The following is a 16,120-nucleotide window of genomic DNA, read 5'->3' as shown; positions in this document are numbered from 1 at the left end:
CTGAATAAAACCATGTGTGGAATTTATGCAACAAATATTCCTTTTTCGGAAGATGAAGTGAAATTAAAGTTGGAGTCTATAAAGTTTAGAGGCCCCGACCATACAGGTATAAAGAAAATCGACGATATTGTTCTAGGGCATTTAAGACTTTCCATAATAGATTTAGACGCTCGTTCTCATCAACCATTTAACCATGAAGGGCTTTCAATAGTTTTTAATGGAGAAATTTATAATTTCCAAGACATTAAAACCGAATTAATAACACTAGGTTATTCGTTTACCACCTCAGGCGATACAGAAGTATTGTTAGCGGGTTATAAAGAATGGGGAAAAGACATTGTACATAAATTAAACGGAATGTTCGCCTTTGTAATTTATGACACAATTGCTAAAAAAATCTTTTGTTCCAGAGACAGATTGGGCGTAAAACCTTTTTATTATTCATGGCAGGAAGGGAAATTTGAAATTTGTAGCCAATTAAGACCTATAAGTCAGCATAAAAAAATAAATGAAGAGGCAATCTCTATATTTTTAGATTGCACCTATATTCCTTCTCCACACACTATTTTTCAAAATGTTTATAAATTACCTCCAGGGAATAATTTAGAAATTGATCTCCATACACAGCAAATTTCAATTTACGAATATTGGAATTTGAAACCCATAAATAAATGGGAAATAAGTTATGAAGAAGCTACATCACAACTACACGATTTATTAAAAGATGCCATTAAAATTCGACTCCAAGCTGATGTTCCCTTTGGCTCATTCCTTTCTGGAGGAATAGATTCAGCATTAATTTCAAGTATTGCCGCACAGGTTTCGCCAGACAGTATAAAAACATTTTCTATTGGTTTTGAAGACCCCGAGTTTGATGAAAGTAAAATTGCGGCACAATATGCTTCAATTATAGGTTCTGTTCATACCGAAACACTGTGCACTACACAACAAGTTCTAGAAATGATTCCAAAATTAGTCTCTGTATATGATGAGCCTTTTGGCGATAGTTCTGCACTGCCATCGTTGCTACTAAATAAAGTAACTAAACAACATGTTACAGTGGCTTTGTCTGGAGACGGAGGCGACGAGAGTTTTTTGGGCTATAATCATTTTGATTGGGTAACAAAATTCACAAAATTAATTAGAATTCCTTTTGTAATTCGTTGGTTAACATCTAAAGCATTAGTTTTAAATATTCTTGGCAAAAGAACAGAGCCTATAAAGAGAATACTAAATTTGAAAACAGCAAATAGTTTTATTGAGGGCATTTTTGTAGGATACAATACAATTTTAGAAAAGAGAAACTTAAATTGGTTGAAAACATACAATTCCTACCAAAAATTGTCGCGAAATGTCCATCAAAAAACTGCCGATTTAAATATAAAATTATGGTTAGAAAACGATAGCAATGTAAAAGTAGATAGGGCTAGTATGGCTTATTCTATGGAAGTTAGGAGCCCTTTTTTAGATTATAGGATAATTGAATTTGCAAGAAACCTCTCTGTTTCTTTTCGATATATGCCCGGTAGAAAAAAAAGAATATTAAGAGATATTTTAAAAGAATATATTCCAGAACAAGTATTTAATCAACCAAAAAAAGGTTTTGCAATACCTATAGGTGCGTGGATGCGTAACGAATTAAAGGAAGAATTTGTTACTAATTTATCAGACCGTTTTCTATATCAAGTACCTAATTTAAATGTGCCCAAGTTTAAAAAAATGTTTCAAGAGCATTTAAAGGGCAAAAGCGATTATTCATCCTACATTTGGAGAGTGTATGTTTTGTCAAAATGGTGTCAAGAATTTGGCTATTTTCAAGAAAGTAATGCACAACCAAAAAGCAAAATATTTTTTATAATACCTACGCTTCAAGCAGGAGGTGCAGAGCATATTATTTCTTTTATTGCCCAAAACATAGATAAAACAAAATTTAGTGTAAAACTTATTGTTTTAGGTTATGAAAAAGATAATCTTTATGATGTTAAAGATGTAGACGTAATTTATTGTAATAAAAAGCGACTCACGCACGCTATACCTAAGTTGTTTAAATTAATTTACAAGAATAATCCAGCTATTGTTTTTGGAACAATTGGACATGTAAATTTAACGTTAGGGTTTTTATCTTTATTTTTCAAAAAAACTAAATTCATTGGAAGAGTATCGACATTGATTTCTAAAATAGGTTACTTTTCTAAAGAAAAACAAATAAATAAAAGAATTAAAAAATTCTTATACAACAGATTGCATGCCATCATATGTCAATCGAGTGATATGAAAGCAGATTTTGAGTCGTTCTTAAATACTCATTCTTCAAAATTAACCGTAATAAATAATCCAATAACAAGTACAGAAAATATAATAAAAACAGAAAGTTCATTTAAAGGATTCAAATTTATTACTGTAGGAAGACTTAGTCCAGAGAAAGGACATGTTCGTATCCTAAATTGTTTAGCAAAAATTAAATCATATGATTTTAAATATACAATTATTGGATCTGGTCCTTTAGAGTCTTTAATAAAGGAAAAAGTAAGTGAATTAGGATTAGAAAAAAACGTTGATTATATTCCATACACAAATCAAGTACTGAATATTGTTAATGCTCATGATTATTTTATTCAAGGTTCTTATTTTGAAGGGTTTCCAAATGCTTTACTAGAAAGTTGTACTACAGGGACGCCTGTACTTGCATTTAATGCTCCTGGAGGTACAAAAGAAATTGTGCAAGATGGAGTTAACGGCTTTTTAGTTGAAACAGAATTTGAATTAATTGAGGTGTTGAATAATATAAATAAATTAACATCAATTGAATCAAACAATGTAAAATCATCAGTCTCATCTAAATTTGATTCTAAAAAAATATTAAAAGAATATGAGTCAATTTTTCAAAAATTACTAAATAACTAAGTATGTCTTCTAAAAAAAACAAAATAGCAGTATTAATTTATTCACTAGCGGGCGGAGGAGCAGAACGTGTAGTGTCTCAGTTAATTCCTTATTTAGAAGATAAAAATAAGGACGTCTATTTGGTTGTTATGAATGCCACTAGAGATTACGATTTTCAAACCAAAAATCCGTTATACTTTTTAGAAAAATCTAGGCCTAATGAAAACAGTCTTTTAAAATTTTTAAAATTACCTTTTTTAGCTTGGAAATATCATCAATTTTTAAAAAGAAACAATATCAATACAAGCATTTCGTTTTTAACAAGACCAGCTTATATTTCAATACTTACAAAAATATTTAACAAAAATAGAAACATACTTATTTCAGAAAGATCAAATCCAAGTAAACAATACGGCGAAAATAATTTTCATTCTAAAATTAATATTTTTTTAATAAAATATCTTTACCCAAAGTCAAATTTAATTATAACAAATTCAAAAGGGACTAAATTAGATTTGATAAACAAATTTCAAATATCGGAAGACTTAATCTCAACGATTTACAACCCTATAGATATAGAAAAAATAGAAAACATTTTACCAGAAACTTCCATTTTTGATACCAATTATTTTAATATTATTACAGTAGGAAGATTAGATAGAGGTAAAAATCATGTTTTATTGATAAAGGTAATGGCGCTTTTAAAACAAGAAAAAGTACGATTGTATATTTTAGGAAAGGGTCCTCTTAATGAAGAATTAAATGGTTTAATAGCAAAGTTAGGTTTAAGTGAAAATGTTTTTTTGTTGGGCTTTGATGAGAATCCCTATAAATACATGAAAGCGGCAAATTTATTTGTATTTTCCTCAAATCATGAAGGGTTTCCAAATGTTGTTCTAGAGGCTTTAGCGTGTAAATTACCTATTGTTTCAACAAACTGTCCGTATGGACCAAATGAAATAATGAATGCCGAAGTTAAATTTGATTTAGATACTAATTTACATACCGATTATGGAATATTAACACCTTTAAACAATAAAACTATGTTTCATGAGGCACTCTTATGTATGTTACAAGACCCAAAATATAGAAAACAATGTATTGAAAAATCAAGTGAACGAGTGCAATTATTTAGCAAAGATTTGATTTTAGAAGAATATTTTCAAACTATCAATTCTTTTAAAGATTAAATAATTTAGTATGGTTAATAACAATCCAAAACTAGTAAGAATAGCAACAATACCTCTTTCATTAAATATTTTATTGAAAGGACAATTGGCTTTTTTAGCTAATCATTTTAAAATTATTGCTGTTGCGTCTCCAGGAGAAGATTTACAAGTGGTCAAAGAAAGAGAAGATGTAATTACACATTCTATTTCCATTAAAAGAAATATTTCCCTTATCTCAGATAGTATAACTTTTGTAAAATTGTTCTTATTTTTTTTAAAAGAAAAACCAACTATTATACATTCAATTACACCAAAAGCGGGTTTGCTTTCTATGATTGCAGGTAAATTAGCAGGTGTGCCTATCCGTATGCATACATTTACCGGTTTAATTTTTCCATCTAAAAAAGGATTATTAAAACAGGTCTTAATTATAATGGACAAAATATTGTGCTATTGCGCTACAAATGTTTATCCAGAAGGGAATGGTGTAAAAAATGATTTATTAGCACATGCTATCACTACAAAACCCTTAAAAGTGCTAGCTAATGGAAATGTAAATGGTGTAGATCTTACCTATTTTGATCCAGAAAAAATAACAACTATTCAAAAACAAGAAGTACGAACTAAACTAAACATTCAAGAAACTGATTTTGTATTTATCTTCGTGGGCCGTTTAGTAGGCGATAAAGGAATTAATGAATTAGTACAAGCGTTTTCCCAACTCACCAATTTAAATGCTAAACTTCTTCTTGTAGGGCCTTATGAATCAGAACTAGATCCTTTGCAACTTGAAACACTTCATCAAATAAAAAATAATTCCAATATTATAACCGTTGGTTTTCAGGAAGATGTCCGTCCTTATTTTGCAATAAGTCATTGTTTAGTTTTCCCAAGTTACCGTGAAGGATTTCCAAATGTGGTATTACAAGCTGGCGCAATGGGACTGCCTAGTATTGTTTCTAATATCAATGGTTGTAATGAAATTATTGAAGAAGGATTTAATGGAACAATTGTGCCTTCAAAAAATAAGGAATTACTATATTTGTCTATGCAAAGAATTATAAGAGATGAGGTCTGGAGAAATAAATTGCAAAAGAATGCGAGAGAAAGAATTAATTCTCATTATAAGCAACAATTAGTTTGGGAAGCTTTGTTGTTAGAATATCAAAAAATAATGAAAGAAAAAGGATTATAAGCAAATGTATAGACTGTTTTTTAAACCAATCATTGATGTTTTTCTTTCCTTTGTTGGAATAGTAATGCTTTTCCCTTTGTTTCTTTTAATAGTAGTTTTTTTAGCATTAACGAATCAAGGAAATCCTTTTTTTCTGCAAAAAAGACCTGGTAAAAGTGGAAAAATTTTTACCATCATCAAGTTCAAAACAATGAATAACAAAAAAGATGAAAATGGAAATTTATTACCCGATGCAGAACGGTTAACCAAAATAGGAAAAATAATTCGAAAAACTTCTTTAGACGAAATTCCTCAGTTATTTAATGTCTTAAAAGGAGATATGAGTATTATAGGTCCAAGACCCTTATTACCCGATTATTTACATTTATACAGTCCTTTTCAAAACCGCCGCCATGAAGTAAAGCCTGGTATTACGGGTTGGGCACAAGTGAATGGTAGAAATGCGCTTGAATGGGATAAAAAATTTGAACTAGATGTTTGGTATGTAGAACATTTTTCTTTTTTGTTGGATCTAAAGATATTTGTTAGGACTCTTCAAAAAGTAATACAGTCAGAGGGTATAAATGCTCAAAATGAAGCAACTATTGAGCCTTTCTGTGGTACAGATAAAGTTATGTTGATTGGAGCAGGAGGACATGCAAAAGTAATTCTAGATTGTATAGAAAATGAAGCTAAATATAAAATTTTTGAAGTAATAGATGACGTGATTGAAGGAGATTTTTTAAATCAAATTAAAGTAAAAAAAAGAAATAAAAATCAAGATTACAAAACATTAAATACCATTATAGCAATTGGTAATCCTAAGCATAGAAAAAACATTGCAGAACAACTTAAATCTAATTTTATTATGACTATTCATCCCTCAGCTGTAGTTTCAAAATATGCTAAAATTGGTAAAGGAAGCCAAGTTTTGGCTACTTCAGTAATTAATGCCGATGCAACTATTGGAAACCATTGTATTATTAATTCAGGTGCAATTGTAGAGCATGATTGTGTTTTAGAAGATTATGTACATGTTGCCCCTAATGCTACCTTAGGAGGAGGTGTAAAGGTTGGAGAATCATCTCATATAGGGATTGGCGCAACCATTATACAAAATATAAGTATAGGTAAAAATGTAATCATTGGAGCTGGGGCTGTGGTAACTCATAATATTCCAGATAATTGTACGGCTGTAGGTATTCCTGCTAAGCCCGTCAAGTTTCATGAATAAGGTATTGAATTTAGTTAGTGTATAGATACTCCATAGATAGTGTATGGATAGTGTATGTAAATTGTTGTGTATAATAATTTTTTAAAAAAAGTAATGTCGCAAAATAAAATATGGCTTTCTTCCCCACATATGGGAGGAAACGAACAAAAATATATACAAGAAGCTTTTGATACAAATTGGGTAGCGCCTCTTGGACCTCATGTAACAGGTTTTGAAGAAGATCTAGAAATCTATTTAGATACAAATACGCATGTAGGTGCGTTAAGTTCAGGTACGGCAGCTATTCATTTGGGACTAATTTTATTAGGGGTACAGACAGGCGATGAGGTTATTTGCCAAAGTATGACTTTTTCAGCGTCGGCAAATCCAATTTTATATCTAGGTGCAACACCAATATTTGTAGATAGCGAAAAAGAAACCTGGAATATTTGTCCTATTGCTTTGGAATTAGCTATTCAAGAGAGAATCAAAAAAGGCAAAACACCTAAAGCAATCATAGCGGTTCATTTATATGGGGTACCCTATCAAATAGAAGCGGTTAGAGCCGTAGCCGATAAATATCAAATTCCCATTTTAGAAGATAGTGCAGAAGCATTAGGTAGTTCGTACAAAGGACAAAAATGTGGTACATTCGGCGATATTGGGATACTATCCTTTAATGGAAATAAAATAATAACAACATCAGGAGGAGGAGCAATTGTAACCCGTACGGCAGCACAAAAAGAAAAAGCTATTTTTTATGCTACCCAAGCCCGTGATTATGCGCCCCATTACCAGCACAGTCATGTTGGATACAATTACCGTATGAGTAACATTTGCGCAGGAATAGGCCGAGGACAAATGGAAGTGTTGGATAAACATGTATTATTAAGAAGAAAAATGCATGGTTTTTATGTTGAAGTTTTTGAAGCCATACCAGGAGTAACCGTTTTTACAGCCCCTTCAGAAGATTATTTTGCTAATTACTGGCTGTCTGCACTAACGATAGATCCTGTTCAAACAAACGGTATAACTCGCGAAACCTTACGTTTAGCTTTTGAACTAGAAAATATTGAATCACGCCCTTTATGGAAACCCATGCACCTGCAACCTATATTTGCCGAGTATCCCTATTACGGAAGCAACATAGCCGAAACCTTATTTGAAAACGGTTTGTGTTTACCTTCTGGTTCTAATTTGACTGAGGAGGATATTAATAGAATAGAAAAAGTAATTAAGCAGGTGTTTGGATAATGAGTTTCAGGTTCTAGCTTCCAAAACCCAACACCCAACACCCAGCTCCGAGCAGTCAGCATTCAGTAATTTTCAAATCATAACTCCTTCTCTTCGAGTAGTGTATCGGGAAGTCCTTCATTCGCTCATTTCCTCCTCGCTTTCCATCATCAAATTTATTATTCAATATTTATTTAATAAAAATAAATAGTACATTTGTATTCCCCAAAAATCATTTCTTAATTCCATCTACTTTTCTGAATCAATTTTTTAGATTTAGTGCACTATTTTAAAGATACTTACAATGCTTGCATAGTACTTTATATTACGAATAGTGTAAAAAAATAAGTTTTAAACAAAAAATAAATAAAAAATTGTTATTTAAATATCTTTTAAATTATTAATTTTGCAATTATTAACAAATGTTTAATTAACAATTAGTAAAAATAATTTACATGAGAACTAAACTTGAACAATCTTTAGCCAGTAGGGGTATTGCTAAAATTGTAACGTTAAATAAATTAAAATACATTATTTTATTTGTTTTGCTTTTTGGGAATGTACTATATTCTCAAAATCTTACCCTCTCAACAACTGGAGAAACCGGAACTTCAGGAACCAATTGGAGTATAACAGGTACTACATTATCGGTTTCAGGCACAGCTTCAGTTAATGTATCTGTTATTACGAATCATTTAGCAAATGTTGGTGATTTAGAAATTTTAGCTAATAGCGCAGTGTCTACACAACACATTAACATTGATGGAACGATAAATTACACGGGTTCAACAGCACGAACGCTGGCTTTCGTTGCAAGAAATGATGTAAAAATAAATCAAGCTGTTACGACTTCAAATACTACTTTACACATAATTGCTAAAGCAGGTGATAACATTGAAGTAGCTTCTGGTGTTTCTGTTGCATCAAATGGAGGAAATATTGTATTTTGGGCAAATACAGATGGAAATAATTTAGGAAACATAACCGCTCAAACAACAACATCAATAGTGTCTAATGGAGGAGGAATATGGATGGGAGGTGGTCAATCATCTACGCAATGGGTTCCTTTTGATGGTGCAACTTCAATAACAGTTGGCGATGCATCAGCAATATCAGGAACAGCTAACCCATTTGGAGTAGTTATTAGAGGAACTGTTAATGCAGGTACAGGTAATTTTTATGCGGCGGGAAGTAGTAATAAAATAGGAACAGATTATTCCACAGGCGTATTTTTTGATGCTAATCTTGTAAATATAAGTATACAAGCAAAAAACATTAGAGTAGTAGGACAAGGATCTCCAAATACAGGTACCGCCCATAGTAATAGAGGAGTTGTTTTAGAGATAGCAGATAACAAAACAGGAACCATTCAAGCTACATCTGAATTGTATATTGAAGGTACGGGATCAGGTACCGGTTCTACAGGTTCTTATAATCGAGGTATTCATTTGTCAAAGACTACTTTAGGTACAGCAACTATCACTGCTGCTACCATTTATCTTAAGGGGATAGGGGCAGGAGCTAGTGGATCAAATTTTAATGATGGTGTTTCATTATTTGGAATAACTTTAGGAAATAGTCAAACTAATAATATTACTTTAGAAGGTTTGGCGGGAGCTTTTGGAACAAGTACTAAATCAATAAGTTTTCAAAGTAATGTAACTATTGGAAATGTAACAGGAAATACAACGATTCAATTATTAGGAAATTCATATTTATATACCTCCTCAGTAATTGCGACAAAAGGGAATCTAAGTATACTTTCAACCTCAAACTCTTTTGATTCTGCTTATTCAAATGCTAGTTTATCTATTACGGGTTCACCTTCAAGTATTACAATAGGAAAACCAAACAATACGGCTGATGTTACCATAGCAAGTCCACTTACGGCATCAGGTTCTATTTCAGTAATTGGAGGAATATTAAATGTCGGGAGTGTAATTACGAGTTCGAATACAGGCGATATTATTATTAAATCAAATGTTACAAATACAGGTTCTAGTTCTTCTTTATATTGTAGTGCTCAAATATTAAAAACAGGAGGACAACGTTCAAAAGTACTAATGCAATGTAATGGCCGATTGAATTTTGGTTCTGGTGCTAAAGTAGAGGCAACTAATACAATTGTTGATGCCGTTTTTTGGTCCGATTATGATAATTCAAATAATGATGGAGGAACAACCGTTTATGGAGATATTATAACAAATGGAGGTCACGTTTGGTTAGGTGGAAGTAACTCAACTGGAGGGTCAATAACGTGGAACGGAATTACCGTTGGAGACGGACCTTCAATTGGAACAGCAGGATCAACAAATTGGAATGCTATAGATTTTGGTGCAAATATTACTACTGCTGGCGGCGATGTGTTTATTTGGGCAGGTACAGGGCATAGTACTGGAATTAGTGGTATTGAATTGTATACAGGAGACAAAACTATTAATGCGGGTACTGGAAATATTACAGTAATTACCAATGCAGGGGTTAGATGTGCAAACCCTTATTCGCTAACATTAAAAACAACTGGTAAAATAAGTATTGCGCCTAATGCTACAGCTTTTACAAATAATCCTTATGTCTTTAACGGAACGTTTTCTGGAGCTAATTTTATAGGCTCAAATGGTATGGATAAAATCAAAATTGATAATTTTTCATCCGTAAGTGAATTTAATTTTGGATATTATATAAATTCAAATGGATGGAATTTTGCTAATACAGGAACTATAAACATAAATTCGGATATTTTAACAAACGGTTCAGTGAGACTAAATGCCAGTAATATTGCTTTAAACGCAAATCTAAAAACTCAAAATGCGGGTAATTTATATTTGAATGGAAATACAACAATTGCTGCAGGAAAACAAATTGAATGCAACGGCAATTTTACCCATGATGGAAATTTAATTTTTAAATCAAATGCAACGGGAACAGCAACGTTTGGCGTATTAGGTGGTACATTTTCAACCGTTAGTGGTACTGCAACAGTTGAACGTTTTATTCCACAAGGTAAACGTGCTTTTAGATTATTAAGTCCAGCAGTTACAACAACCACTTTTATATCAGGTAACTGGCAACAAGGTACACATATTACAGGTTCAACTACTGGTGCAAATGGTTTTGATGCGACAGAAACAGGTAATTCATCTATGTTTACCTACAACAATCAAGTGGCTTCTGGTTCAGGCTGGACACCAATTGCAAATACGAATGCAACTAATTTAACAGCAGGTGTTGGTTATAGAGTATTGGTAAGAGGCGATAGAAATGTGAATATAACCGTTGCATCATTAGACAATATGAATGCAGCTACAACGCTAACCGCTACAGGAACCTTAAAAACGGGTACTGTAACCTTAAATTCAAGCAGCACACCAGCAATAAATAATCAAACAAATGCTACTACTGCAGATTTTAGTTTAGTAGGGAATCCGTATCAGAGTGCAATAGACTGGAATGCACTAACTAAATCAGGAATAGATGCAACATATTACGCCTGGGATCCAAATATGGGAACATCAACACAGCGAGGTCGTTATGTAGCTTATAATGGTACAACAAATGATAATGTGAGTTCACAAGTAGGGCAATTCATTCAGCCTGGTCAAGCCTTTTTTGTAAAAAATACCACTTCAGGAACCGCAGGTACGTTAACGTTCCAAGAAGCACATAAAGCTACATCAAGTGCTAGCGTGTTTAGAATGTCTAATCAAATATCAGCTTCAACAGATGCGTCAATGAGTATGCAGTTGTTTGATCCAAATGAACTTGCAATAGGCGGGTATCCTATTGATGCTATGAAGGCCATATTTAATGCAGCGTATCAAAATGATTTAGGAATAGGAGACGCAACTAAATTAGAATCGGCAGGAGAAAACATTGCGTGGTCAAGAAACAATGCTAAATTAGCTATCGATGCTGTAGCTCCAGTAACAACAACAGATGAGTTACTTGTAAAAACATTGAGATTAGGAGCGAATAAAGACTATACGTTTAAAATTCAAACAAGTAATTTTGATACAACATTAACGCCATATTTAGTAGATAATTTCTTGAATACACAAACAGAGATTACAACTTCACAAGCGTTTTTAGCTTCATTTGCAACAACAACCAACGCGGCTTCATATGATGAGAACCGTTTCAAGATTGTATTTACACCTAGTGCATTAAATAGTGATATATTCACTAATCAAATAGGCTTGTATCCAAATCCATCAAAAGGGAATGGGTTTAACTTACAATTACCTTCAACAGCTGAGGCTAGTGTAAAATTATTCAATACGTTAGGTCAAGAAATTGCATTGACAACTAACGGAAGTTATTATCAAGCAGTTCAAAGTTTGCCAACAGGAGTATATTATATTATGGTTACTCAGGGAATGCAAACGAGTAAATTAAAATGGATTGTTGAATAAAAAATTTGAAAGATGAAAAATACAAGAAAAAAAATATACAGTTTAGTGATCTTATTTGCTTCGGGTTTGCTCCAGGCACAAGAAACCTTCCCCGATGACACACAAGATGTGCCTGTAAATGATTATCTTCCATTGCTTTTTATGGCAGGAATAGGGTTAGCGTATTGGTTGTTTCAAAAGCAGAAATTAGCCAAATAAAACAGATTAAAAAAGCCGTCTCAATTTTGAGACGGCTTTTTTAATTCATACTATGACGTTATAAATAAAATGTAATTAGTTATTTTAAAAGTGCTTTTTTTAAATATATTTGCAAAATAATAATCCCCAAACCTAAATAGATGTTTCAATTTGTAAAGAATTATATAGATTCCAAAAGGCTTACTTTTCTACCTTCATGGGTTATCTTAATTATTGATTTGTTAATTGTTATTTCATTTTACACCCTTAGTTTTTATTTTTTTACAGTTCTTGAAATTACATTTTATAAAACATTTCCTTTCTTATATCGTTGTACAATAGCAGTTTGTGTTTACTTGTTTTATTTTTTATTATTTAAAACATATACCGGTATTATTAGATATTCTAGTATAAAAGACGCTCTAAGACTTTTCAAAGCAACATTTTTTACATTTTTTACCATTTATCTTATAGATACAAGTTATTTGTTACTTTATGGTACTCATATTTTTGTTATGATTACTGTTTTGTATACATTTATTACAATTTATTTTGGTTTAATTGTTTTTAGAGTATTAGTTAAAAATGCATTTCACTACTTCTCTCATGAACAAAAATCAACCCCTGAAGATTTAGCCATTATTGGTGTAAATAGTACAACAATTGCATTAGCGGAAGCCTTTTTAGAAGATAATTCTGTATATAAATTGCGTTTTTTTATTGATAAAAATAAATATTTAAACGGGAAAAAAATTTTAGGTATTCCAGTATTAGCAAAATCAAATTCTATAATTTCAATTTTACGATATTACAGAATAAAACATGTAGTTTTAATTAAAAATTACTTAGAAGAAAAAGAAGAGTTAGAATTGTTAGAGGATTGTTTAAGATATAAAATTAATGTATATAATCCTAAATTAGTAAGTGACTTTAATGAGAATTTAAATAGTAAAAAATCATTAAAAAAATATACCATTGATGAATTAATGTTTAGAGAAACTATAAATATTGACAATGCAAATATTATAGATTATTTTAAAGAAAAAACAATTATGGTTACGGGAGGTGCTGGTTCTATTGGTAGCGAGATAGTAAAACAATTGACACTTTTTAATCCTAAAAAAATCCTAATTTTAGATCAAGCCGAGACGCCTTTAAACAATGTTCAGATTGCAATAAATAAGCTGAATTCAATTTGTCCCTGCGTTTATAAATTAATTGATATTACAAATAAAGAAGAGTTACAAGCAGTTTTTGACAAACATCAACCAGAAGTAGTTTTCCATGCAGCTGCTTATAAACACGTACCAGTATTAGAAACCAATTTCATGCAAGCAATAAAGGTTAATGTTTTTGGAACTAAAAACGTATTAGACTTAGCTATTCAGTATGGAGTGCAACGCTTTGTGTATGTTTCAACAGATAAAGCGGTTAATCCAACTAATATTATGGGTGCGTCAAAACGTATTGCTGAAATTATGGTGCAATCTCGATTTAGTACGCAAGATTCGCATAATAGAACACAAATTATTACTACAAGATTCGGAAATGTTTTAGGTTCTAATGGTTCAGTAGTTAATTTATTTGAAAATCAAATTAGAGAAGGCGGGCCTGTAACAGTAACTCACCCCGAAATTAATCGCTTTTTTATGACTATTCCTGAAGCTTGTAAATTAGTTCTAGAGGCTGGAACAATGGGAATGGGAGGTGAAATCTATATTTTTGATATGGGCAAACCAATAAAGATTAAAGAACTTGCTGAAAAGATGATTAGATTAAGTGGTAAAGAACCTTATACAGACATAGATATAGTATATACAGGACTGAGACCAGGTGAAAAATTATATGAAGAAGTTTTAAGTGAAGCATCAAGAACATTACCAACATATAATCCAAAAATACTTATAGCGCAAGATCCTATGTATTGCTATGAAAAAGTTGAACGTTTTTTATATAATTTAAGTACCACATCTTTTAATTCAAAACAAGAGTTAATACATACTATTTTAGAGTTGGTTCCTGAGTTTATTCAAACACCACAAGATTAAAAAAATCAAGATTAAAAAATAATTGTAAAATATAGTCATAATCAATATATTTGTTGACTGAAAAATTTAATTAATTGATACAAACTACAATGAAAAAAATCCCCCAAATTTGTGTGTTATTTTTTTTAATGCTTACTTCAGCAAACGCACAAACCACATTAAATAAATTGTCTATAGAAGGAGGAGTAGGATATAGCGGTGCTATGCAACCTTATTTAACTAGATATAATTCTAATTTTTCCGGCCTTAAACATTTTGATATTGGAATGCGTTATATGATAAATGAATATTATGGTATAAAAGTCTCGTTCGCAAGCGACAAATTTGAAAATGATCCAGGAGGTAAAATAGGAACAGATTTACAACGTTATAGCGTTGAGGGAGTTATGAATGTGGGTAAATTATTTGATTTAACTTACAGAACGAGAGATAATTTTGGTGTATTAGCGCATGCCGGAGTTGGTTTTGCAACCTTAAAACCTTTTTCAGCACCAAAAGCGGAACGTGTAGGGCCAATTTCTATAGGAATAACTCCTCAATATAGGTTGTCAGATAAAGTGGCGCTATATTCTGATTTTACATTTTTTTCAAATGTTAAACAACATTATCGTTTTGACGGTTCATTGATTCAAGCACCATACAAAACACCAGCTATAGGGCATTATTATAATTTTACGGTTGGTTTAATTTTTTACTTAGGAGAAGGAAGATACCACTCAGATTGGTATTAATTTTTAGTTTTAACAAAAGGAGTTATTGTCCACCAAGCATGTAATACAAGAATAGGCCAAATAATTTCAAATTGAATTTTTGGGACTAACAAAATGCAATATAGAAGTAAGAAGAAAAGATATATTTTTCCAATAAAATGTATTTTTTCTTCTTTTTTTTGTTTCAAATACCAAGCGTATAATAGCAGTAAAGGGTTAAATAATAGAATGTTGTAATTCCATAATACTTCTTCGTGCAATGAAAATAACCCTACCACACAAAAGAAAACACCTAATAGTCCAGCCAGTGTAAAGTAAGAAATCTGTATCCATTGTTTATTTAGTACTATTACAACAAGAATGAGGACAAGTAAAGAATAAATTGAATTAAAAAACGAAAAGCTTGAAGGGCTAGGTTTCGCTTCAAAAATTATACGAGTTGGCAAACTTAATTTTCGATTATTTTCCAATACTTTTTTTAATTCAAAAGGTAAAAATAAACGTGTAGCCGAAGCATCTACTTTTGTGCCAAAAATGAGCTGAATGCCTAATTTTTGATAAAAATCGGACATGTAAGGGTATAGAATTTCCCTATAATTTAAAGTTGTTTGAGAAGTTTTTAATTGTTCTGAACCTATAATTTTATTAATTTTATCTACAACCATTGTGGTGCAGTTTTGATCAATAAATTTGTAGGTATAAAAACGTTCTTCAGAAGTGAGGCTTTGATTTAATTCATCAAAAAGTTGTTGTTTTTGATTAGTAGTCAATACTAGTTCTTGTTCATAAATCGAACGGTTGTCGATTTGATAATTATATTCAAAGTCAAAGTAATTTTCACGCGTTACAAAATACTGTAAATTACCTTTTATAAATTTTAACGTAAAATGAGGAGTAGTAAAATCAAAAGCACCATAATTATATACTACATCTATTTGTTGGGTTAGGTCTTGAATACGAATGCCTGTGTGTCCATACATTGCATACGAAACAGGTGCTGTGCCACAAGTTATAATACTTACCTTTGCTTCATTTGATAATCGTTGGGCTTGTCCTAAGTTGAGTATAATAATAAAAAAGAAAAGTATTTTTTTAATCATG

10 protein-coding genes and 1 pseudogene are annotated in these 16,120 nt (G+C 31.4%); 10 read left to right on the top strand and 1 reads right to left on the bottom strand.

The window, feature by feature from the left end; genetic code table 11:
- Nucleotides 1-12: 12 nt before the first annotated feature.
- The 10 genes and pseudogenes from asnB to RF683_RS07645 all read left to right on the top strand — a co-directional run bounded on the left by asnB (nt 13) and on the right by RF683_RS07645 (nt 15,040).
- Entirely contained in the window at nt 13-2,904 is a 2,892-nt protein-coding gene (gene asnB, locus RF683_RS07690) for an asparagine synthase (glutamine-hydrolyzing) (RefSeq protein WP_309531743.1), read from the top strand.
- 2 nt (nt 2,905-2,906) lie between these two features.
- Nucleotides 2,907-4,073 carry a glycosyltransferase gene (locus tag RF683_RS07685; protein ID WP_309531742.1) on the top strand — a complete coding sequence of 389 codons (1,167 nt, stop codon included), beginning with the start codon at nt 2,907-2,909 and terminating at the stop codon, nt 4,071-4,073.
- 10 nt (nt 4,074-4,083) lie between these two features.
- Nucleotides 4,084-5,247, top strand: coding sequence for a glycosyltransferase family 4 protein (locus tag RF683_RS07680; protein ID WP_309531741.1), 1,164 nt, complete (start codon nt 4,084-4,086; stop codon nt 5,245-5,247).
- Nucleotides 5,248-5,251: 4 nt separating this feature from the next.
- A pseudogene (locus RF683_RS07675) lies at nt 5,252-5,854 on the top strand (sugar transferase); the annotation flags it as partial.
- A gap of 6 nt (nt 5,855-5,860) precedes the next feature.
- Complete coding sequence (locus RF683_RS07670; protein ID WP_309533162.1) at nt 5,861-6,460, top strand: acetyltransferase; 600 nt, start codon at nt 5,861-5,863, stop codon at nt 6,458-6,460.
- 93 nt (nt 6,461-6,553) lie between these two features.
- Nucleotides 6,554-7,693, top strand: a complete 1,140-nt coding sequence (locus tag RF683_RS07665) for a DegT/DnrJ/EryC1/StrS family aminotransferase (RefSeq protein ID WP_309531740.1) — start codon at nt 6,554-6,556, stop codon at nt 7,691-7,693.
- A gap of 434 nt (nt 7,694-8,127) precedes the next feature.
- Entirely contained in the window at nt 8,128-12,084 is a 3,957-nt protein-coding gene (locus RF683_RS07660) for a beta strand repeat-containing protein (protein ID WP_309531739.1), read from the top strand.
- A 12-nt stretch (nt 12,085-12,096) separates the two neighbouring features.
- On the top strand, nt 12,097-12,282 hold the full coding sequence (locus RF683_RS07655; protein WP_309531738.1) for a hypothetical protein: 186 nt from the start codon (nt 12,097-12,099) through the stop codon (nt 12,280-12,282).
- A gap of 140 nt (nt 12,283-12,422) precedes the next feature.
- Nucleotides 12,423-14,309 carry a polysaccharide biosynthesis protein gene (locus tag RF683_RS07650; RefSeq protein WP_309531737.1) on the top strand — a complete coding sequence of 629 codons (1,887 nt, stop codon included), beginning with the start codon at nt 12,423-12,425 and terminating at the stop codon, nt 14,307-14,309.
- 89 nt (nt 14,310-14,398) lie between these two features.
- Nucleotides 14,399-15,040, top strand: a complete 642-nt coding sequence (locus tag RF683_RS07645; RefSeq protein WP_309531736.1) for a hypothetical protein — start codon at nt 14,399-14,401, stop codon at nt 15,038-15,040.
- Here RF683_RS07645 and RF683_RS07640 read toward each other — a convergent pair.
- Nucleotides 15,037-16,119 (bottom strand): lipoprotein N-acyltransferase Lnb domain-containing protein, encoded by a 1,083-nt coding sequence (locus tag RF683_RS07640; RefSeq protein WP_309531735.1) that lies wholly within the window; start codon nt 16,117-16,119, stop codon nt 15,037-15,039. The genes RF683_RS07645 and RF683_RS07640 overlap by 4 nt on opposite strands.
- Nucleotide 16,120: the final 1 nt, after the last annotated feature.

The sequence above is a fragment of the Flavobacterium sp. 20NA77.7 genome, assembly GCF_031326205.1.
Taxonomy (GTDB): Bacteria; Bacteroidota; Bacteroidia; order Flavobacteriales; family Flavobacteriaceae; genus Flavobacterium; species Flavobacterium nakdongensis.
This window is presented reverse-complemented; position numbering and strand designations above follow the sequence as displayed.

Excerpts from the sequence above, each read along its gene's own strand:
- asnB (WP_309531743.1), top strand. The coding sequence starts at position 13 with ATGTGTGGAATTTATGCAACAAATATTCCTTTTTCGGAAGATGAAGTG.
- RF683_RS07685 (WP_309531742.1), top strand. The coding sequence starts at position 2,907 with ATGTCTTCTAAAAAAAACAAAATAGCAGTATTAATTTATTCACTAGCG.
- RF683_RS07680 (WP_309531741.1), top strand. The coding sequence starts at position 4,084 with ATGGTTAATAACAATCCAAAACTAGTAAGAATAGCAACAATACCTCTT.
- RF683_RS07670 (WP_309533162.1), top strand. The coding sequence starts at position 5,861 with ATGTTGATTGGAGCAGGAGGACATGCAAAAGTAATTCTAGATTGTATA.
- RF683_RS07665 (WP_309531740.1), top strand. The coding sequence starts at position 6,554 with ATGTCGCAAAATAAAATATGGCTTTCTTCCCCACATATGGGAGGAAAC.
- RF683_RS07660 (WP_309531739.1), top strand. The coding sequence starts at position 8,128 with ATGAGAACTAAACTTGAACAATCTTTAGCCAGTAGGGGTATTGCTAAA.
- RF683_RS07655 (WP_309531738.1), top strand. The coding sequence starts at position 12,097 with ATGAAAAATACAAGAAAAAAAATATACAGTTTAGTGATCTTATTTGCT.
- RF683_RS07650 (WP_309531737.1), top strand. The coding sequence starts at position 12,423 with ATGTTTCAATTTGTAAAGAATTATATAGATTCCAAAAGGCTTACTTTT.
- RF683_RS07645 (WP_309531736.1), top strand. The coding sequence starts at position 14,399 with ATGAAAAAAATCCCCCAAATTTGTGTGTTATTTTTTTTAATGCTTACT.
- RF683_RS07640 (WP_309531735.1), bottom strand. The coding sequence starts at position 16,119 with ATGATTAAAAAAATACTTTTCTTTTTTATTATTATACTCAACTTAGGA.